Origin of the sequence: Chryseobacterium takakiae (assembly GCF_900129385.1) — a bacterium.
Taxonomy (GTDB): domain Bacteria; phylum Bacteroidota; class Bacteroidia; order Flavobacteriales; family Weeksellaceae; genus Chryseobacterium; species Chryseobacterium takakiae.
Genome location: NZ_FQVO01000022.1, coordinates 12,520 through 35,229 on the forward strand (window position 1 = coordinate 12,520; position 22,710 = coordinate 35,229).

At 38.1% G+C, this 22,710-nt stretch carries 12 protein-coding genes; 7 read left to right on the forward strand and 5 right to left on the reverse strand.

The features are described 5' to 3' along the window. The first annotated feature begins 932 nt into the window (after positions 1 to 932). On the forward strand, positions 933 to 1,367 hold the full coding sequence (locus tag BUA76_RS18470) for a cold shock domain-containing protein (protein ID WP_072886276.1): 435 nt from the start codon (positions 933 to 935) through the stop codon (positions 1,365 to 1,367). A gap of 60 nt (positions 1,368 to 1,427) precedes the next feature. Next, on the forward strand, positions 1,428 to 1,823 hold the full coding sequence (locus BUA76_RS18475) for a hypothetical protein (protein ID WP_072886277.1): 396 nt from the start codon (positions 1,428 to 1,430) through the stop codon (positions 1,821 to 1,823). Here BUA76_RS18475 and BUA76_RS18480 read toward each other — a convergent pair whose 3' ends face one another. After that, the gene (locus tag BUA76_RS18480; protein ID WP_072886278.1) at positions 1,824 to 2,660 is read right to left on the reverse strand and encodes a hypothetical protein; all 837 of its coding nucleotides are present in this window, start codon (positions 2,658 to 2,660) and stop codon (positions 1,824 to 1,826) included. Positions 2,661 to 2,804: 144 nt separating this feature from the next. Between BUA76_RS18480 and BUA76_RS18485 the strand changes: the two genes are divergently transcribed. Continuing rightward, positions 2,805 to 3,809, forward strand: coding sequence for a glycosyltransferase family 2 protein (locus tag BUA76_RS18485; protein WP_072886279.1), 1,005 nt, complete (start codon positions 2,805 to 2,807; stop codon positions 3,807 to 3,809). 90 nt (positions 3,810 to 3,899) lie between these two features. Here the strand turns inward: BUA76_RS18485 and BUA76_RS18490 are convergent, their stop codons facing one another. After that, a complete protein-coding gene (locus tag BUA76_RS18490) occupies positions 3,900 to 5,126 on the reverse strand; it encodes an aminotransferase class I/II-fold pyridoxal phosphate-dependent enzyme (protein WP_072886280.1) in 1,227 nt (408 codons plus the stop codon). A gap of 157 nt (positions 5,127 to 5,283) precedes the next feature. Here BUA76_RS18490 and BUA76_RS18495 point away from each other — a divergent pair, with 157 nt between their 5' ends. Beyond that, positions 5,284 to 5,742 (forward strand): Lrp/AsnC family transcriptional regulator, encoded by a 459-nt coding sequence (locus BUA76_RS18495; protein WP_072886281.1) that lies wholly within the window; start codon positions 5,284 to 5,286, stop codon positions 5,740 to 5,742. Between the two features lie 243 nt (positions 5,743 to 5,985). Here the strand turns inward: BUA76_RS18495 and BUA76_RS18500 are convergent, their stop codons facing one another. From BUA76_RS18500 to BUA76_RS18510, 3 genes are all read right to left on the reverse strand, one after another. Further along, positions 5,986 to 7,017: a bestrophin family protein gene (locus tag BUA76_RS18500; RefSeq protein ID WP_072886282.1), complete on the reverse strand. Its 1,032-nt coding sequence runs from the start codon at positions 7,015 to 7,017 to the stop codon at positions 5,986 to 5,988. A 99-nt stretch (positions 7,018 to 7,116) separates the two neighbouring features. Next, positions 7,117 to 9,189, reverse strand: a complete 2,073-nt coding sequence (locus BUA76_RS18505; RefSeq protein ID WP_072886283.1) for an alpha-ketoacid dehydrogenase subunit alpha/beta — start codon at positions 9,187 to 9,189, stop codon at positions 7,117 to 7,119. 81 nt (positions 9,190 to 9,270) lie between these two features. Further along, the gene (locus BUA76_RS18510; protein WP_072886284.1) at positions 9,271 to 11,373 is read right to left on the reverse strand and encodes a S8 family peptidase; all 2,103 of its coding nucleotides are present in this window, start codon (positions 11,371 to 11,373) and stop codon (positions 9,271 to 9,273) included. Between the two features lie 246 nt (positions 11,374 to 11,619). On the opposite strand from BUA76_RS18510, the gene dnaE reads away from it, so the two are divergent. The 3 genes from dnaE (at position 11,620) to BUA76_RS18525 (ending at position 22,593) form a co-directional block, all read left to right on the forward strand. Beyond that, a complete protein-coding gene (gene dnaE, locus BUA76_RS18515; protein WP_072886285.1) occupies positions 11,620 to 16,296 on the forward strand; it encodes a DNA polymerase III subunit alpha in 4,677 nt (1,558 codons plus the stop codon). A gap of 243 nt (positions 16,297 to 16,539) precedes the next feature. Then, a complete protein-coding gene (locus BUA76_RS18520) occupies positions 16,540 to 18,789 on the forward strand; it encodes an Ig-like domain-containing protein (RefSeq protein WP_072886286.1) in 2,250 nt (749 codons plus the stop codon). 285 nt (positions 18,790 to 19,074) lie between these two features. Further along, positions 19,075 to 22,593 carry a fibronectin type III domain-containing protein gene (locus tag BUA76_RS18525; protein WP_083573266.1) on the forward strand — a complete coding sequence of 1,173 codons (3,519 nt, stop codon included), beginning with the start codon at positions 19,075 to 19,077 and terminating at the stop codon, positions 22,591 to 22,593. Positions 22,594 to 22,710 lie beyond the last annotated feature (117 nt).

The following is a 22,710-nucleotide window of genomic DNA, read 5'->3' on the forward strand; positions in this document are numbered from 1 at the left end:
TTATTTGTTGATATTACAAATTTCTTCTTATCTGATTTATATTTTATTTTGTAAAAGGCTAATATTTTAGATAAAATGTGACTTATTTTAATTGTTGAATTTACGCTTGGTGAAACTGAGTAAATAAAAAATATTAAATCTATAAAGTTAACTATATGGGATGTAAAAGATTCTTCTACTTTATCTAATTTATTAATAATATTTTTATCCTCTATTTCACCAGATTTAATTTTAACTCTATATTGAAAATATATGTTCTCAAAATTTATCAGATTTTTTTCAATAATATTATTTAAAAGAGCTAAACTATAATTGAGGACATCCTTATAATCGACCGCTGATTCTTTAATTAATATTTTATATTGCGTTATCAGATTATTAGCATTCCTTTTCTATTTTCCTTTAAAAAGATAAGATTAAAATTTGAGCTTGAAAATGACTGATCTAACATTAAGTTTTATGGTTTTCAAAGTTTTTCAATTAGTTTTTTCAAATATATGATTTCTGCATAAAAAAAGATTACGGTTTTACATAATCTTTAAATATTATAAAAAAGATTTCTTTCTTCCTTTAAATTACAGAACGCGTAAATTGACTTGACTTTGGAGGTCGTTCATTCATATAATTTTTGTTATATGTGTACTCTTTCATAAAGCTTTAGGCTAAAAACAAATTGAGATCCAATTCATTACTAGGAAGTTTGGATGTTTTTTCGTATCTTTGTATGATAATAAAAGGAAACAACCTTTCTCTGTAACAGTTTAGACTTCTATTTTTCAATCGGTTTTTTTGCTTTTACAGCTGACAGATTTTAATACTATTTCATTTTAAGCGCTTATTTAAGGCATTATCAGAGATCTTATTCAAACTTTTTATTTCTTTTCCTGCAACGGAAAATGTATTCATGTAACAACTAAATTTTATAATAATATATGGCGGATTCTTTTTCTAAAAAAGAAAATTTCAAAAAGAAAGTTCAAAAACAAAAGGAAAAAGCTCTTAAGCGAGAAGAGCGTAAATCGAGCAACAACAAAGGTAAAAGTCTTGACGAGATGTTTATGTATGTAGATGCAAACGGTCAATTGACTTCAACTCCACCGGATCAGGGGGAAAAAGCGGAAATCAACATTGATGATATCCAGCTGGGTGCCGCTCCTATTGAGGCGGAGGAACTCAGAAAAACAGGAATCGTTACTTTTTTAAGCGAAAAAGGATACGGTTTTATCACGGAAGACAAAACGAAGGAAAATATTTTCTTCCACAGTAACAACTGTGCAGAGCCTGTGAAAAAAGGAAACAAAGTTTCTTACGAGAAAGAAAAATCACCGAAAGGATTTTCTGCGGCGGAAATTCAATTAGTGAAATAAAATTACCCGGAAGCTTTCCGGTGTACCGAATAAATTTTTAAATTTGTCGAAATTCAACCTATGAATTTCGACTTTTTTGATTTTTTAGACCTGTGTGGTAATGTTCTTAACCTGTTTAACGGAGGTTCTTCAGACACCATCCGTTATGATCTGCCTGATAAGAGGAAGGAAAGAAAATATGTCTTTGAAAAGATAAGCACGATATTGTATCTTATTTCAGCTGTTCTCTTTTTTTTTGTATTTAAAAATCCTCCTGTTTCAGACAATTATATCCAGGCTTTTGTTATAGCTTCGGTTTTAGGCTTCTCAGTTTCCCTGATTATTTTCTTTGTGCTTTATCTTTTTGGAAAATATTACTTTAAAAGCATCTTCCAGTGGCTGTTTTTCAGTCTTTCGGTGGTCTCACTGTGGGTGTCGGTATTTCTGTGGGTGTATTTTAAATCCGGGATATTCTGATTATTTCCAGTTTGGCACTCTGCTGAGAAGGAAAATAGCAATATATCCTAAGAATACAACAGCTATAGCCCGTATCATGGATAATATTTCCACCTTCGCTTTTTCTTCTACAAGCGTTATAACAGGTTTTAAAAGTACTGCTTTTTGTCCTTCCGGTATTGCTTCTGAAATATCACGATACTCGCGAGACATTTTGGTAATGTATTCGAAGTTTTTTATTTTATCAAAATCATAATTTTTCATTATTGTATCTCTTGTGTATACAAGAAAATCATCCAGTTGCTTTTTTTGATTTTCCTCATCAGCGTTCTGGTCTATTGGTTTTTCAAAGATGAGACTATAAAAAACATCATGATTCTTTGATTGAAAGGGATATACGAAAACAACCTGTGCGTATCTGGATACCGGTTTTTTTCTACTTTTAATACCAGAATAAATCATTGGGCTTCTGATAACATTAAAATTCCGGATGGTAAGACCTCTGCTATTGGCAGCGTATACTTCTTCAATATTTACAATTTCTTTTGTTTTCGTATCGTAAAGCGATAATAAATCGATACTGAACAGCATGATCATAAATGTACAGAACATCGAAGAGAAAATAATAACACTTTTCCGGAAAGAAGAATAACCGGATCGCATTACCCTGTCTTTTTTTACAAAAAAGGTTACAGACCATGCGATTAAAGTGGTAATTATCCAAAAATCCCGTCCGTATTTGGGAGGGAACTGACGAATGTTAAAGATATAATAGAGTACAGTGAGAAGCGTAAGATTAGTAAGTAATGAAATAATAAACACTTTCATTGAATACCGGAACTCTTTAAAACCAATCATGTTTAATTTTGATTGCAAAAATAGATAAAAAGTTTGCTATATACAGATCCTGAATATTGTTAAATCATTTCCTTGAAGTTATAAATTATCATAAATGCATTGTGCATTCCTCCGTGAATAAGTATTTTTGAAAAATTTTCAGAATTGAATCCTACCATTTCCATAGTTGTTGCTATTTTTAACCGTAAAGATGAGCTTTTTGAGCTCCTCACTTCTCTTACTTCCCAGACTGATAAAGACTTTGAAATAATCATTGTTGATGACGGCTCATTGATTGATTTGCGTCCGGTGATCCAAAATTTCGAGGGATTTTTAGCAATAAAATACTTCAGGAAAGATAATTCCGGTCCGGGTCTTTCAAGAAATTACGGAGCGAGAAGGGCAGCGAATGAATGGCTGGTTTTTGTAGACAGCGATGTCATTGTAGAAAAAGATTATATCGAAAATATCAAAAAAGATATTGTTGAAATTCCGTGTGATGCATTCGGAGGAGCCGATAAGGCGCATAAAGGTTTTAACCTGATGCAAAAGGCAATTTCCTATTCTATGACTTCCGTTTTTACCACCGGCGGAATCAGGGGAAATAAAAAAGCGGTATCGAAGTTTCAGCCGAGAAGCTTTAATATGGGGGTAAAAAAAGAAGTTTTTGAAAAAGTAGGCGGTTTCTCTGAAATGCGGATAGGAGAGGACCCGGATCTTTCCATGACGCTTTGGGAAAAGGGATATACCACTGCTTTTTTTGATGATATTGCGGTGTACCATAAGAGAAGGGTAGATTTCGGGAAATTCTCAAAACAGGTGTATCAATTCGGATGTGCCAGACCTATTTTAAATCAAAGGCATCCGAATTACGTGAAAATATCCTTTGCTTTTCCCACGTTGTTTTTATTAGGCTACGTTATGGGCTTTCTGGAGTATTTTATTATGGGAAAAGGAATCATTCTTGCCTTTTACGGATTGTATACTTTTATGGTTCTTTTTCATGCTTTATGGGTGACTAAGAATATCAGCATTGCCGGGATGGCGGTTATCTCTACATATATCCAGATGTTTTCTTACGGTTACGGATTTTTAAAATCATGGATTCTGTTGAATGTTTTCAGGATGAAACCGGAAGAGGCTTTCCCGAAACATTTTCATAAAATGTAGTAAGGCTCAGAGCAAATTTTAACATTAAAAAATTAAGTTTTAATGTAAAAAATAAAAGCTGTCGTTTAAACAACAGCTTTTAAAATGAAATTAAGATATGGATATGGTTTCATGGTTGAGAACGCCTGTTTTGATCATGCATTCCCGCATCTTTTCGTAGGTTCTTTCGATATCATGATCGAGGCCGATGGAAAAACGGATCAGACCGTCTGAGATTCCCATTTCAGCCCGCTCTTCTTCCGGGATTTCCGAAGACGTTGAACTTCCTGAGCAGGAGAATAAGGTTTTATAGAAGCCCAGGCTTACTGCGAGATATCCCAGATTTTCCCGTTGCATCATTTCCATCAGTTCGTTCGCTTTTTCGGTAGTTCCTGCATCCACCGTTAGCAGTCCTCCAAAACCGTATTCTTCATGCATCATGCTTTTCATCAGTTCATGGTTTTTGTGGGATTTCAATCCCGGATAAGAAACTTTCAGTCCGTCATTTTCAAATCGTTCAGCAAGATACATGGCATTGTGGCTGTGCTGTTTCATTCTGATGTGAAGTGTTCTGAGATTTTTTAGAATGCTTGCAGAGCGCAGGCTGTCCATGGTTGGTCCCAGAAGCATGCATGCTCCGGTATTTACATTCTTGGTGTCATTAATGAATTCCTGTGTTCCGCAGTAAACCCCACCAACGGTATCGCTGCTCCCGTTAATGAATTTTGTCAGGGAATGGATTACAATATCTGCTCCCAATAAAGAAGGTGAGATAGAAAGTGGTGAAAAAGTATTATCAACAATCAGTTTCAAATTGTGTTTTTTACAGATTTCAGATAATTTTTTCAGGTCTGCAACCTCAAGAAGCGGATTGCTCACACTTTCGCAATATATCATTTTTGTGTTAGGCTGGATGGCATTTTCGATTGCATCAAAATTATTGATGTCTACGAATGTGGTTTCAATATTAAATGGGGGAAGAAAATTTTTCATGAAAGCATAGGTTCCTCCGTAAATGGTTCTGCTGGAAATAATATGGTCTCCGCTTTTGCATACTTGAAGCAGTACGGAAGTAATAGCTCCCATTCCTGAAGCCGTAACGTTGGCCGCTTCGGTATTTTCCATTTTCGCAAGAGCCTGGGAAAGATACAGATTCATAGGAGAAGAATGTCTTGAGTACAGATAACAGCCTTCAGCATTTCCTTCAAAAGTATCAAACATTGTTTTTGCAGAAAGGAAGGTGTAGGTAGAACTGTCTGAAATGGATGGATTCACCCCGCCAAATTCGCCAAAATACTGTAAATCCTGAATTTCATTTGCCGCATTAAAATTTTTCATAACTAACTAATTTTTTTTCTATTGCTAAAATGAAAGTATTCCTTCTTTTTTACAAGCTGTAATTTATTTTATAGAATATAAATCTATTGAATATTATTTTGATAGAAATAAAGTTTATTATATTTGAAAAATGTAAACTTTTAACAAAAAATTATCTATGGCCCTGGATGATACTGATAAAAAACTACTCCTTTTTTTACAGCAAGATTCTAAACAGACAACGAAAGAGCTGTCTTACAAGCTGGGCTTGTCTGTAACTGCTGTTTACGAACGCATTAGAAAACTGGAAAATACGGGAGTTATTTCCAGATATGTCGCTATTCTCAACCGCCATAAAATCGATCGCGACTTTATTGTTTTGTGTCATGTAAAATTAACACAGCATAAAAAAGAATATGTATTGCAGTTCGAAAAGGAAATTATGAACCTTGATGAAGTGTCAGAATGTTTCCATGTAAGCGGGGATTATGATTATATCCTGAAAATTGCCGTAAAGGATATGGAAGATTACCGGAATTTTATGCTTTCCAAACTTACCACGTTACAGCATATTGCCAGTACCCACAGTTCATTTATGATCTCCGAAGTAAAAAATACGACGGCGATTGTGTTGTGAATATATTATCTGAAGCTTTTTGACTCCGTCGGATTGCATTTATTTCATTATTTTAAGGAGCAATTTGATTGCATCGAAAAGCAATATTATTTTTTTTGAAGCTTTTTCCTGCTTTCCGCACTCGCTATTTTCCAGATTTCGGGGCGGCGGCGAAGCCGCCGCCCCGAAATCTGGAAAATGAGCTCAAACAATTGCTTCAATCAGGGCTAGGCCGCAGTCTTTTATCTCAATAGAAATTTTAGATTACACCAGGACGCCATTTTTAGAAGCGATAGGATCCGGAAGTTCGGTGTCACCAGTCATTTGCAGCAGATCAATTTCTATCGTTCTGCAGATGGATAACATAGGAATATCAAACATCAGTCCTTCAAAAGGGTTTTCAGAATAATCGCCCACCAGCTCCATAATGATGTAAATCCATCCAATTGTAATGCAAAAAGGTATGGATGCCCAGATTCCCCAGTCTCCCAGCTTGGCAAATTCGCTTACCAGACCCAGCGGAAGCAGCATGATAAAAATAACATTAAATACAAATGCCGTGCTGGCAAACTGTCTTGGCAAAGGAAATTTTTTGATTCGTTCCGCTTGTCCCTGTAAGGTATAAAATTCATTCAGGCAGTCCTGCAGCTGCATATGATTAAATCCTGAAATAATGTCCATGTTCTTTAATTCATTGATGTCTTTCGATTGCTGTGCAATAAGATAAGTCGCAAAATTCTTATAGTCAGACTGCAGCGCAGATTCCTCTTCTGATAAATATTTATTAAGGAATATCGGAGTTCTTCCATAATCGGGAAATCCTGCCTTAATTAACCGATTGCGTTTCTGATCTACGTTTTTAAGCTGATCTTCTTCCACTTTGATATGCTCCCATTCCGTAGGAATCAAAAGTTGTTCACGCAATTGATAAAGCCAGGCAATGTGTCGATACACTATTTTTTTCCGGCGGTCTTCAAGATCAAACTTTCCGATTTCTTCATTTCCGGTATCAAAAGCAGAAACCATAGACCCAAGCATCCGGCTGGAATTTACGATTCCGCCCCAGATTTTTCTGGCTTCCCACAATCTGTCGTAGGCCTGGTTGTTTTTAAAACCCACGAGAAAAGCTTCTGCTGTACCGATCAATGCTACGGGAACCCATGGGATGATCATCCAATGCCAGTTAAAAAAATGGAAAAGAATGGCAATCAAAGTACACCAGATAGAAATCAGGATCAGATGAAATCCGGATAAATTGAGAACCTGCCTGTAATTGACATATTTTGTTGTGATCATAAATGATATGCTTTTTTCTAAAGATTATTCAAAGTAACAAAAAGCATACAAAAGAGCCCCTAAAAAATTTTAGAGGCTCAATTTTATTTTTATTGTAAACTAATATTTCAGCATTTCTTCAATTTTGGTGCTTAGCTTTTCAGCATTTGGCAACATTTCCTTTTCCAGCACAAGGTTGATTGGAACTGCCGGGACATCAAGTGATCCCATCGTTTCCACCGGAGCATCAAGATACTTGAAACAGTTTTTGGAAATTCTGTGTGCAAAAGCTTCCGCAAAAGAGTTGTTAAGCTGCTCTTCCGTTAAAACAATACATTTTCCGTGAGCCTTCACTCTTTCAAAAACAAGCTCTTCATCAAGAGGAATCAATGTTCTTAAATCGATAACTTCTACTTTTCCGCTGAATTTTTTTGCAGCTTCTTTAGCCCAGTAAACACCCATTCCGTAAGTAACGACCAGTAATGTCCGGCCTTTCTCAGTTTCGTCTTTATCGGCTTCAATGATTACTTTTCCTTTGCCGAATGGTAAGATATAATCTTCTGCGGGTTCTATGGTTTTTGCATCTTCTGTTCCCGGAACTTTACTCCAGTAAAGACCTTTATGCTCCAGCATGATGACCGGATTGGGGTCGTAATAGGCTGCTTTTAGCAAACCTTTAAAATCTGCAGCATTGCTTGGATACGCGATTTTTATTCCTTTGATGTTGGCAAGAATACTTTCCACACTTCCGCTGTGATAAGGACCGCCGCCACCGTAAGCGCCAATCGGTACACGAATGATATTGCTGACCGGGAATTTCCCCTGGCTTAAATAATTCGACTTTGAAATTTCCGTGATCAACTGGTTGATTCCCGGATAAATATAATCGGCAAACTGAACTTCAACGATCGGTTTCAGGCCAACCGCACTCATTCCGGTTGTGGAACCGATGATATAAGCTTCCTGAATAGCGGTATTGAAAACCCTTTTACTCCCGAATTTTTTTCCTAATGTTACCGTTTCACGGAAAACACCACCGATTCTTTCTCCAACATCCTGTCCGTACAATAAAGCTTCCGGATGTTTCCACATCAGTTCCTGAATAGCATGAATGGCAGCATCTACCATGACAATCTTTTCACCACCTTCAGGCTCGCGTGTTCCTGTTTCTTCCGTAACCGGAGTCGGTGCGAAAACATGTTGCATTACCGTTTCTGGTTTCGGATCTTCGGCATTTTTTGCTCTTTCGAAGGCTTCTTCTGCTTCAAGACGGGCTTTTTTGGTAATTTGCTTTAATAATTCTTCATCAACACCGGAATCCAGCAACTGGTTTCTGAGGATTTCTCCCGGGTCTTTAGCTCTGTGTTTTGCCAGATCTTCTTCATCTCTGTAAAACTCTCTTCGTACTCCGGAAGTATGGTGGCCGATAAGAACGGTTTTTGCGCAAACTACTACCGGTTTTCTCTCTGTACGTACAAAATCAACCGCTTTTTTCATGACTTCGAAACTTTCGATAAAGTCGGTTCCGTCCACTCTCATTCTGCTTAGTCCGGTAAACCCGGCTACAAAATCGTAAGCATCACAGGTTCTTGCTTCATCTTTGGTTACGGAAATTCCCCATTCATTATCCTGAACCAGGAAAATAATAGGAAGCTGGTGCAATGCCGAAAACTGAAGTGCTTCACTCACTTCACCTTCCGTTACGGAATTGTCTCCGAGGCTGCATACAACAACAGGATTATTTTCAAACTGCTGCAGATTAAAGTCCTGAATATATTTTATACCCTGTGCCACGCCCGCTGTGGGAATGGTCTGCATTCCGGTTGCAGAACTCTGATGAATGATTTTAGGCTTGTTTTCATCTCTGCTTGAAGGATGAGAATAATAAGACCTTCCTCCCGAAAAAGGATCTTCGGCTTTAGCCAGCAATTGCAGCATCAGCTCATAGGGTTCGAAACCGATTCCTAAAAGAATGCTTTCGTCTCTGTAATAAGGAGATACCCAGTCTTCTTTTTTTAGCTGATAAGCAGTAGCCAGTTGGATCGCTTCATGACCTCTTGATGTGCTATGAACATATTTGGTAACATTTCTGTTTTCTTCGTAAATGTCTGCCATTGCTTTGGCAAGCATCATATGATTATATGCTTTTAGCAGAATCTCCTGTGAAACTTTCTCGTGAAGTGTATTTTCCATAGAAAGCAAAGATAAACAAAAAAACAAAACACTAACAAGTGTTAGTGTTCTGAGCGTTTTAAATGTAAAAATAATAATATGTTATTCTTTAATTACTTTTTTAGAAACATTATTTTTGTCTGTTTTAACTTCTATAATGTATATTCCTTTAATGTAAGGAGTAAGGTCAATAGTTTCTTCCTCACTTTTTAAAGTTCCGGTCTGAAGTTTTTTTCCGGAAAGATCATAAAGATTATAAACAGATTTTCCAGGTGCTTTTAATACTTTTACAAAATCTTTTGTAAGAGTCGGTGCGATTACCATTCCATCATCTTTTACAAGATCATTAGTTGATAATGAAGATTGTGTTTGCCCGGTTACTATAATAGAATAGTTTTGTGGTGCCGGACTTCCGGAATCGCTAACTAATGTACCCTTATTGGTGATTTCAATTCTGTAACTTCTGCCTGCAACCGGATTGTCTATGACTACCTGTTCCACATTATCAACTGTATTGTCTGCTTTCGTTGCAGGAGTTAAAGGGCTGTTGGGGTTTAGCTTCCAGGGATAATATACGGTATTTGTAGTAAGATCTACGATTCTCAGGTCCAGATCATTAATTAATTTTGATGATCTGTTGTTGTAAACATCAGACACAAACTGATAATTGGGCTCATACTGAGGATCTATCCAGCTAATGGTGGCTTTTAGTGGCTCACTTCCGCTCGCAATTATAGTTTTGCTGTTTTTAACACCGCTATTTAAAGTTTCATTGTTAAAAATTACGGTATTGTTGGCTTTTCCTACCAGTATTTCTGCTCCTTTTTTAGCATTAATAAAACCCCATCCGAACCATGGGTCCGGTCCTATATTTCCAGCTTCTGAAGCGGAATGAACCGTCAATACTTTTGCTGAAGCAGCATCAAGTAATGCATTATTGAACAGTTGTTTGTAGATTTGAGTCCATAACCCTATGATTCCTGTAACAACAGGTGCTGAGAAAGAAGTTCCGCTTCCTCCTGCCCAAAGCGAACTTCCTGAAGCTGAGGTAGCAGCATATAAAACATCCGTTCCAACGGTGGAGATATCCGGTTTTATTCCACCGTCATCTCTGGGACCGGCGCTGCTATAGTCAGAGTGTACCACATCGGATGGATTGGTGTATCGAAAATTATTGGTGGTGATAATATCTGTAGCTCCCACAACAATAATATTTTTTGCCAATGATCCGGGGCCTATACAGTCATAGCCCTGAGAACAATTATTCGGTGGCGGAATGTCGTTGCTCCCAAATGCGGTTTGCCCGCTCGAAGTGCTGTAATATTTAGGAATTGTTGAGGAACCGCCATTCGGGCCCATACCGAATGAATTACCGGCAGATTTTACAATAATGAAAGAAGGGTTATTGTAAACCAGGGCATCATAATTGTAATCATTTTCATCATAAGTCCCCTGAAAGTCATAAAATGTATTTCCGCTTTTAGAGCCGTTATAAACATAGTATAAATTTCCATTACTGTCGTAATCTTCGTCCCAACCAGCATTAATACCATAAGAATGGTTAGAAATATTAGGGGACGCAGTAATTATTTTTTCAAAAACATTACTGCTGGAACTGTTACCGGGCAAAGTAGTCGTTGCGAACATATAGCTGTCCATGGTAGAATTAACAGCAACCCCTTTTGTATTTCCTACCACACCGCTGCTGTTAGATAAAGTAACACTTTTTCCTCCGATAAAGCTTCCTACGCCGGTAGAATGATCAGAATAAATCTGGGAGCTTGCCTCCTTATTGGTTATTCTTCCGGTTGCATTGTTGAAAGCGGTATGCGCTCCGTAAATTCTTCCGCCGTCAAAAATGGTATATTTGATATTCTCACCATTGAAAGCTCCTGCCAATCCTGTTACGTTGCCGGCTGTATTCAATTGGTCAGAATTGGAATTGGAAAGTTGCCTGGTATCATGTTCCTCCAAAAAGTAGGGTACACCGAAATGAAAGCCTGCAAGCACCGATTTCAGGGAATCTATTTTCTTCTTAGTGACTGCGTCCGGATTTTTTCCGTAAACGCTTTCCGCATAGATGTCAAACTTTTTCTCATTCTGAATTTTCTGCTGTTCAAATTCTCTTCTTAAAACTTCATTATTTTTCTGTGAATACACCAATACACCAAATAATGTACTTAATACAATTAGATTTTTCCTCATGCCGCTAGTGATTATATAAATATCTCCAACAAAATTAGATAAGATTCATGATTTTTTATTGATTGTTGATCATGGCATAATGAATATTAATTGAATTTTAATTTTTCTTAAATTTTTAATAAGGTAAAACATAGTGTTTTATTTTAGTAAAAGCTGATGAACATATAATAGGCTTAAAAATTTACTTTAAACCAAAAAATGAAGTAACTTTACATTCTCTTTTTAAATAAAAAGCTAGAAAATTACATGTATTTAGTTTTTGACACAGAAACCACAGGTTTACCAAAGAATTTCAATGCTCCGCTTTCAGACTCAGACAATTGGCCAAGAATGGTGCAGATTGCATGGCAGCTGCATGACGACGACGGAACACTTATTGAAAATCAGGATTATATTATAAAACCGGAAGGGTATGATATCCCTTTCAACGCCGCAAGAATTCACGGGATTACTACCAAAATTGCCAATGAAGAAGGCCGTGACCTTACGGAAATTTTAAATGAATTTTCTAAAGTTCTGGAAAAGGTAAGAGTTGTTTCCGGTCATAATGTTGAGTTTGACTACAATATCGTCGGAGCAGAATTTTACCGAAAAAATATTAAGGATAACCTTCAGGAAAAGCCGAGAGCGGATACTATGGTTTTAGGGACCGATTTCTGCCAGCTCGGCGGAGGCAGAGGAGGAAAATTCAAACCTCCGAAACTGGAAGAACTTTATGAAAAACTTTACGGACATAAATTCGATGAAGCTCACAATGCGGCAGCTGACGTAAACGCTACGGCTCAGGTTTTCTTTGAAATGATGAGAATAGGAGTTATCCCTGCGGAAGTTTTAAAAATTTCCGAAGATCAGCTAACATATTTTAAAACGCTTTATCCAGACCCGATCAAGCCTTTCAGTATTGTTATCAGACGGCAGGTTGCAGATTTCCATAACAAAAAGAAACAGCAGGATTTTGGAAGTATTGATGAAATTGATCTCGGAAAATATTTCAATTTTGATAATCACAGTGTTTTTTCAACATTATCGGCGACTTCCAGTATTAATGATCTTATTAAAAAGGCAACGGAAGATAATTTCCCTGCCGTCGGAATGGTAGATCTTGGAAATATGATGGGCGCTTTCAAATTTGTTTCCGCGGTGGAAGGAGCAAATTCAGACCGTGCTAAAAAACATAAGGAATACTTAGCAAAAAAACAGGAAGCCGAAGAAAAAGGCGAAGCATTCAACGAAGCTGAACCTGTTTCGGAACCGTTAATTCCTGTTGTGGGCTGCGAATTTTATATCTCTGACCGGTATGAACAGAAGCAGTTTACCAAAGATGATCCCGACAGAAGAACGCAGGTGGTGCTGCTGGCAAAAGATTTTAACGGCTATAAAAACCTGGCAAAACTTTCCAGTATCGGTTTTCTAAAAGGATTTTATTTTGGAGTTCCGAGGGTAAGCCGGGAGCTGATCGCACAATATAAAGAAGGAGTAATTGCTCTAACATCAGGCATTCACGGAGATATTCCGGATGCTATCTTAAATACCGGTGAACAAAAAGGGGAAGAACTTTTCAAATGGTGGAAAGAGACTTTCGGAGAGGACTTTTATGTTCAGATCCAAAACCATAAACTTCCTGAAGAGGAGCATTTAAATGATGTTCTCCTGCATTTTGCAGATAAATATGATGTTAAAATTTTAGCACAAAACGAAACGTTTTACACCAACAAAGACGATTCCAATATTCAGGATATTGTCAGCTGCATCAAAGATGGTGAAAAGCTGTCAACGCCGGTTGGTAAAGGCTTTGGTAAAAGAAGGGGTCTTGCAACAGGAGAATATTACATTAAAAATTCAGACGAAATTAAGGAAGCATTTTTGGCTTATCCCGATGCTTTTGAAGCGTACGAAGAATTTACTGCCAAGTTTAAACCTTATACACTTAAAAGAGATGTTTTGCTTCCGAAATTCGATATTCCACAGGAATTCATTCATGCTGAAGATGAAATTGACGGTGGAAAACGGGGTGAAATGGCCTATCTTACCCATCTGACCTATGAAGGGGCAAAAAAACGGTACGGGGAGGATGGAATCACTGAAGATATTAAAGAACGTCTTGATTTTGAGCTGGAAGTAATCGCCAATACCGGTTATCCCGGATATTTCCTTATTGTGCAGGATTTCTGTAATGAAGCCCGTAAAATGGGAGTCTGGGTTGGACCGGGAAGAGGTTCTGCAGCGGGTTCTGCCGTGGCATATTGTATCGGGATTACCAACGTGGATCCGATTAAATATGATCTCCTTTTTGAGCGTTTCCTTAATCCGGAAAGGGTTTCTATGCCGGATATTGATATCGACTTTGATGATGAGGGGCGTGACAGGGTAATTAAATGGGTAATCGACAAATACGGGCAAAGCCAGGTGGCGCAGATTATCACGTATTCCGTTTTAGGTGGAAAGTCTGCCATTAAAGATGCCGGAAGAGTACTGGATGTCCCGATTCCCGATACAAATAATATTGCCAAGCTGATTCCTTCCACTCCCGGGATGAATATTGCAAAAGCACTGGCTAAATATGATAAATTAAAGCCGGAAGAACAGATGCTGGTTGATGAAATGAGGCTGGTTCTGGATAGTCCTGCAGATCCGCGTCATGATGTACTGGCAAGTGCGAAAAAGATGGAAGGATGTATCCGTAATACAGGGATCCATGCCTGTGGAGTGATTATTACACCGGAAGACGTAAGTAATCTGGTTCCGGTAACGATTGCGGCAAAAGATGCAGACATTTTGGTGTCTCAGTTTGATAACTCCGTTGCAGAAAGTGCAGGGCTCCTGAAGATGGACTTTCTTGGTCTTAGAACACTTACCATCATTAAAGATGCTCTTAAACTTGTTAAAGAAAGACACGGGGTAGATATTGATCCTGATGAAATTCCTCTGGATGATGCCAAAACCTATCAACTTTTTAAAGAAGGACGAACCATCGGTATTTTTCAGTATGAAAGTCCAGGGATGCAAAAATACATGAGGGAGCTTAAGCCAACGGTTTTTGCTGATCTCATTGCCATGAATGCTTTGTACCGTCCGGGTCCGATAAAATATATTCCGAACTTTATCAATAGGAAACATGGTATTGAAGAAATTGTTTACGATTTGCCCGAAACTGAAGAATATTTAAAGGAAACTTACGGGATTACCGTTTATCAGGAGCAGGTAATGCTGTTGTCTCAGAAGCTGGCCAATTTTACGAAAGGTGAAGCTGATACGCTGAGAAAAGCAATGGGTAAAAAACAGATTGATGTTCTTAATAAGATGTATCCGAAATTCATAGAAGGCGGAAGAAAAAATAATCTTGATGAAGAAAGACTGGAAAAGATCTGGAACGACTGGAAAGCTTTTGCTGAATATGCTTTCAATAAATCTCACTCTACCTGTTATGCATTTATTGCGTATCAGACGGCCTTTTTAAAAGCTAATTATCCGGCAGAATATATGGCGAGTGTAATGAGTAACAACATTAACAATACTGACTCGATTACCATGTTCATGGAAGACTGTAAAAGTATGGGAGTGGATGTGTTGGGTCCTGATGTTAATGAATCTCAATACAAATTCTCTGTAAACGAAAAAGGGCAGATCCGTTTTGGTTTAGGGGCTATTAAAGGAATTGGAGAAGGCCCAAGTGAGGCTATAACGAGAGAAAGAGCAAACGGAAGATTTAAAAATATCTATGATTTCTTTGAAAGAATCCTTCCTTCACAAATGAATAAAAGAGTGGCGGAAAGTTTGGTGTTGGCTGGAGCGTTTGATGAACTGGATTCTTTCCACAGAGGTCAGTATTTCGATATTGATATGGCCGGAAGAACCAATCTGGAAAGACTAATCAGATATGGACAAAGCTTTCAGGAAAGTAAAAATGAGATGGAAAATTCTCTTTTTGCAGATTTTGCAGAAGAAGTTCAGATCGAGCAGCCGAAACTGGCGCCTTGCCCGGAATGGCCGAATATGCATAAGCTGAACAAAGAAAAGGAAATTATCGGGTTTTATCTTTCTGCACATCCGTTGGATGAGTTCAGATATCAATACCAGTTCATGCAGGGACAGCTTTCTAAAAAAGCCGTTCTGGAAAAAGAAGAAGAGGTAAAACTGGTAGTGGATGAATCGCCCATCCTTGAGCAGGATGCTCCAGAGGATGTGGCTGAGCTTGTAGAAATTGTTTCCGATGATATTGTTGCAGGCGAGGAGGAAGAGCTTATTGAAGAAGTCACGAAAAAAGCAGAGCCCAAAGGAGTTTTTCATTTTCTGAATCTTGATGAAGTAGATGCTTACAAAGAACAGGCGTTTGCCGGAAAACAGGAAGAACTGTTTGAAGAAAAGAAAAAAGACTGGAAAACAATACAAAAAGAAAGAGAAAATGGCGGTGGCGGAAAAGAGTATACTGTAGCGGGGCTTATTACTGAATATCGAGTACAGGATGGTTTCAGGAGTGGTGAAAAGGTGGCTTTTGTAACCCTTGAAGATTATTCGGGATCTTATTCTTTCAGGCTTGGAGACCGGGATTACATGCGTTTGAAAGAAAAGCTGGAAGTGCAGCGTTTTGTGATCTTTAAGATCAAGTTTGCGCAGGTAAAGGATGGAAGAGTTTTCGTAAATGTAAATGATGTGATTGAACTTCAGGAAGCATTTGAACGGTTTGCCAAAAGTATTTCTCTGGTAATGGATGTGATGGATTTCAGACCTGAGGATCTTACTTTTTTCAGAAGTGTTCTGGAACGGAACCAGGGAGATCAGAAACTGAAATTTTACATAAAAAATACCGAGGATGATCGGGAAGAGCATATTGAAGTGCAGTCAATGAAGCATTCGGTACATCTCAGCGGAGAACTGATTAAGGAAATTCAGCTGCTGAGCAAGTATGAATTTTATCTGAATTAAATATTTAAAACATTACATAAAGCGCGGCCCAAGGTCGCGCTTTTGTTTTGTAAATACCCTAAGAATTCTTGAAAAAAAGATACCACATTTAAATTGTGTTTTATTCACTATATTATGAATTTATTTGTATTTTTTATAATTTTAATAGTTTATTTTTATTTAAATTTAAAATAAATTAGCAAAAGTTTACATTAAATATTTTTTTTATTCCTATTTTTAAAATCTAATTTAAAAGAAATCATTATGAAAAAACTCTACACGAGTCCGTGGCAATGGTGTCTTGGCCTAAAAAAAACGGGAATTATTGCCCTTACATTCTTTGGAGCTGTACAGACTATGAATGCGCAGGTGAACAATTATACATTTGCACAGACTACAGGAACATTTAACAGTATTGCTTCTTCAGGTACTGTTGTTTCCGGGAGTGAGGCTACAACATCAACTACCAATGATACTTCGGGTTGGTCAGTTACCCTTCCTTTTAACTTTAACTTTAATGGTACGGATTATACGTCGATATATGTAAATTCCAATGGGGGAGCTACATTTGGAGCTACCACCAGCACTGCCAGTTCTTTAATATCTTCAACTACAGGATTTTCTGGTGCTGTAAGTGTTATGAACAGGGATTTATGGGGCGTTTTTATCACTTCCGGGGTTACCACAAGCGGATCTGATATCATTACCAATGTAGCTTCTTTCAAAGGAATTGAAATAGGAAAACAATTAAATAATGTCAACGGGATCCCTACCGGAGCTACGGTAACTGCTTTTGATGAAGCGGCTGGTACCATTACCATGTCTGCGCCGGCGACATCAAGCTCCTCGTCTGCTGTTGTGCGGTATGGCACAGGTAAAGTGCTTACTGCGGTGGAAGGAACTGCTCCAAACAGGATTTTTGTTATTGAATGGATTGGATATAATGATTACAGCACAGCAGTGACCGGAAGTAATCATCTTAATTTTCAATTAAAACTGGCTGAAACTTCTAATCGTATTTCCATAGTGTATGGGCCAGGTTATAATATTAATACAACGTCAAGAACCAACCAGGTTGGTTTGAGGGGAACTTCAAATGCTGATTTTAATAACAGATCCGGCGCCGCAGGGAGTCCATGGGATTCTACAACGGCAGGAACTACTAACAGTGCTAGTGTTGCGAGAGATAATACGAGTTTTCCTGCTCCGGGATTAACATTTAACTGGGCGCCGCCAACATGCTTTGTTCCTACAGGATTAACGGCTCCTATGGCAACAGTAACCACTAATGGAGCAGTAGTGTCCTGGACGCCACCATCAACCATTCCGGGTAATGGTTACGAAGTATATTACAGTACGTCAAATACTGCACCTACATCAACTACGGTTTTGAATGCATCAAATTCAGTTACTTCAACAACGGCTTCAGCTTCAATTGGTGGGTTGCTTCCTGCCACAACCTATTATGTATGGGTAAGATCGGCATGTTCAGGATCAGATAAAAGTGTTTGGTCTGCAGTGTCTTCATTTGCAACATCATGTCAGCCCCCTGCTATCATAAGCGTAAATGGTGCTACTGTTTGTGGTGCTTCGGGTTCTGCTACTATATCTGCTACAGCAGATTCAGGCGCTACTGTTACATGGTATGATGCTGCTACCGGAGGAAATGTGTTAAGTACAGCAAATTCTTACACAACCCCTGTGATCTCGGCAAATACTACTTATTATGTATCGGCAAAATCTGGGACTAACCCTCCAAATGCAGGATTGGCAAATGCGATATCTACCAGTGGATATACCTTAGAGGCGGGATTGTTTTTTGATGCTACTTCCAGTTTTACAATTAATGGGGTTTACGTTTATCCTATAGGAACAGGGGCAGGAACAGTTGTAATTGCTTTACAGGATGGGAATGTGAGTCCGGCGGTTACCTTACAGACTGTGACGGTAAATCTTACCGGCACAACAGCTCCTTATGTAAAGACATTTGTTCCGCTGAATTTTTCTGTAACACCGGGAAGCAATTATAAATTAATGATGATGAGCAGAACAGGAGGCGTGAGTAGTTTAGTAAGAGAATCGGGAGCATCTTGGGGGGCATATCCGCTTTCAGTTCCGGGTGTAATGACGATCACCAATGGTAACTGCTGTTCAGGTAATACTACTTCTACTTCATATTATTATTTTTATGATTGGCAATTAACTGCTGGCTGTGAAAGTGCAAGACAGCCGGTTGAGGTAATCGTAAACTCATCTTGTCTCGGAACTTCAGAAACTTCAGATTTAAAAGATGCTATTAAAGTGTTTCCAAATCCTTTCACTGATGTGTTGAATATTTCAGGAGTAGAACATGTGAAGTCCGTTTCTGTTACGGATCTTTCCGGAAGATTGATCAAGACGGTTGAAAAGCCCGGATCTGAGCTTAATTTAGCAGATTTGAAATCAGGAATGTATATGATTACACTCTATTTAAAAGATGGTACTCAAAAAACAATAAAATCAATTAAGAAATAATATTTGTCACCATACATTGAATAGCGGCCATTTTTTTGGCCGCTTTTTTTTGTACAAAAATGGAGAGGTTGGGATTAATTCAACATTTGTTTGAGTTTTATATTATTAATAATCAATTACATAAATATTTCAACAAATAGAGATAAATTATCAAAAATCAAATATTTGTTTAGTTTTATTGAATTTTTTAATCTTATATATAAATTATATTAAAAATTTAATCATAATATTTGATAATATATAATTAAATTAATATTTTTATCCCCTAATTTTAATTAACTAAGTATGAAAAAACATTTACTTACGTACCTCTTATTTTTGGGTACATTAATGTCGGCTCAGATTACCTTAGGGTCTGGAACGACATCCGGCGGTGCCTCCACCTCTGTGGCCACCGTTCCATGGAGTACTTATTACGGGTACAGCTATGCTCAGCAGATTTTGCTTAAAAGCGATATCAATGCTGCAGGAGCGGGAAATATTACAGGATTAAGATTTTATTTAGGGGCTTCTGCCAGTCTTACCAACTCAAATGATGTAGTTGTTTATTTGGGGCAGACTTCAAAAACTTCTTTTTCTTCAACTACCGACTGGATTCCTACCAGTGCAATGACACAGGTTTACAGCGGTACGGTAACCAATAATGCGGGCATCGTAGAAATCACACTTTCATCGCCTTTTGCTTATGACAATGTAAACAATCTTGTGATTGCAGTTGATGAAAATAAATCCGGTGATAACGGAGGTGAGCTTTTCTACACCTATACCAGCGGAACAAACAAAACATTGTATTACAGAAGTGATAGTACAAACCCGAATCCTGCATCCATTACGCAGACCGGGACAAGATCTGCAACCCAGTCTGTGGTTACTTTGTTAGGTCTTGCTCCAAACCCTGTTCCTGCATGTCCTTCGGTTACAGCTCCAACAGCTGCGGCTACAGGAGTTTCAGTGCTTCCTACCATTACCTGGAATGCAGTGAGTGGTGCTACGGGATACCGCCTTTCCGTAGGAACTACTTCAGGAGGAACTGATGTAATCAACAATGTTGATCTTGGGAATGTTACCACATATACCCTTGCATCTTCTTTGCAGTTTAACACACAATATTATTATACGGTGAGTTCTTACAATGGCGCAATTCCTTCCGCTGCCTGTTCGGAAAGAACTTTTACAACCGGTAATATTTCATGTCCGGCTGTTACAGCTCCGGCAGCTGCAGCAGTAGGCCTTCCGGTAACGCCTACCATTACGTGGACAGCTTCAGCGGGAGCTACAGGATACAAAATATCTGTAGGAACAACTGCCGGCGGAACGGATGTATTAAATAATGTTGATCTGGGGAATGTAACATCATATACTTTCGCTTCAGCATTAATGAACGGTACGAAGTATTATTATATCGTAAACGCTTATTCTCCGCTTGCCACTTCATCCGGATGTACGGAAAGAAACTTTACAACGGTATGTACTCCGGTAACAGCTTTTTCTGAAAACTTTGACACTGTTACAGCGGGTTCATGGCCGAATTGCTGGGCTAAAGTAGGCGCAAACGGTAGTGCTTATACTCAGGCAAGCACCGCGATAAGTGCTCCGAACAATATGTATATTTATACAACTGTAGTTTCTTCTCCTGCGGTAGTTTCAATGCCACCGGTAAGTACCCTTCAGTTGGGGACTTATCGTCTGAAATTTAAAATGAGAGGAAACTTTACAGCCGGAGATAAAATAGATGTAGGATATCTTACCAATCCTTCTGATGCCTCTACATTCGTGTCTTTCGGTACTACTTACACTGCAAACAGTATAACAGTTGTAGATAATTATACCATCAATAATGTTACTGCTCCTGCGGGTGTTACTACTATGGCATTTAAGCATATCGGACCATCAGGGTACAGTATTCTGATTGACGATGTTGTGTATGAATTAATGCCTTCATGTGTAGAGCCTTCAGCGGTTACGGTTTCAGCTATTGGTGCAAATAATGCCACTGTTGCATGGACGGCGCCTTTATCAGCTCCAGGCAATGGGTATGAATTTTACTACAGCACAACAAACACAGCGCCAACGGCTTCAACCACAGCCTCTGGAACAAGCAGTACTACTTCTGCACCTTTATCAGGGTTGACAAGTTCTACAACTTATTATGTTTGGGTTCGTTCTGTATGCAGTACTGCTGATAAGAGTGTATGGACTACTGCTGCTATGTTTACTACTGCATGTACTGCTGTTGGTGTACCTTATACTTTGAATTTTGACAGTGTTACCACGCCTGCTTTACCGGTTTGTACATCAGCTGTAAATTCAGGATCAGGAAATGTGTGGAATACATCTACGGCTACAGGATTCACCGGAAATGTTTTGAATTATACTTATAACTCTTCTAATGCTGCAAATACTTGGTTCTTTACTCAGGGAATTAATCTTACAGCGGGCGTAAGCTATAGAATTAAGTATAAATATTCTAATGCAACAGGAACAACGCAGTATCCTGAAAAAATGAAAGTTTCTTATGGTACTTCAGCTACTGTTGCAGGAATGACAAATCTTTTAAAAGATTATCCGGTTATTACAGGAGGTGTAATTACCAGTGATTTTGTTGATTTTACTCCGGCTTCAACAGGTACCTATTATTTTGGCTTCAATGCATATTCTGCAGCTAATATGAATAGAATTTATGTAGATGATATCAATATTGATGTTACTCCTACTTGTTTTGAGCCTACTGCTTTAGTATCTTCTAATATCACAGCTACATCTGCAGATATTGCATGGACTGCTCCTGCAACTGCTCCTGCAAATGGTTATGAAATCTATTACAGCACAACAAATACTGCTCCTGTTTCTGCAACAGTTCCTACTGTTACAGGAATTACCGGAACTTCTCAGGCTTTAAATACTCTTTCATCTGCAACAACCTATTATGTTTGGGTAAGATCAAAATGTTCTTCAGCAGATATGAGCAGCTGGTCTAATGTTCTGACCTTTAGCACACCATGTGCTTCAGTAGTGCCAACGTATACAAATGATTTTGCTACTACAGCGGGAGCTTGTACTTCTAACGTTTCAGGCGGTTCTCCTACTGGAGCTGCGCCAACAGGGACTACTGCTTATTGGGTACAGAATAACTGGTTAAATGCTCCTGTTACTAATTCAGGTACCGGATCAATGAGAATGAATTTGTATTCTGTGAATAGAGCAGGGTGGTTAAAAATGGCTCCTTTAAATTTATCAGCGGGAGTATACAGAGTGAAATTTGATTATGCTGTAACAACATATTCAGGTACTGCGGCTTCTGCAATGGGTTCTGATGATGTCGTTCAGTTTGTGGTATCGCAGGATGGTGGAAATACCTGGACGGTTCTTCAAACCTGGAATGCAGCTAATGCTCCTTCTAATACATCGAACACATTTTCCTTGGATTTAACGGGTTATACAGGTGCTAATACAATATTCGCATTCTATGGAAATGATGGAACAGTAGATGATACCGAAGATTATAATTTCTATATTGATAATTTTGTAGTAGAAGTAAATAATGTACTTGCTGCAAACGAAGTTAAGGCTAATGCTAATACGGGTATTAAATTATATCCAAATCCTTTCACCGAAGTGTTAAATATCTCTGATGCTTCAAATGTGAAAAATGTTTTGGTAACGGATATTGCCGGAAGGTTAATAAAAACAATTGCAAATCCTGGTAAAGAACTTCATTTGGGAGAACTAAAACAAGGGATGTATTTAGTGACTCTGGAAATGAAAGATGGTTCCAGACAAACAATTAAGGCGATTAAAAAATAGTATTTTTAATTACTTATATTATGAAGCCGTCTCACAACTGAGGCGGTTTTTTTTATTAAAAAAAGTTGTAATATTAGCGAGTATTTTGTATATTTATCTGGTAATCAGTCATATATA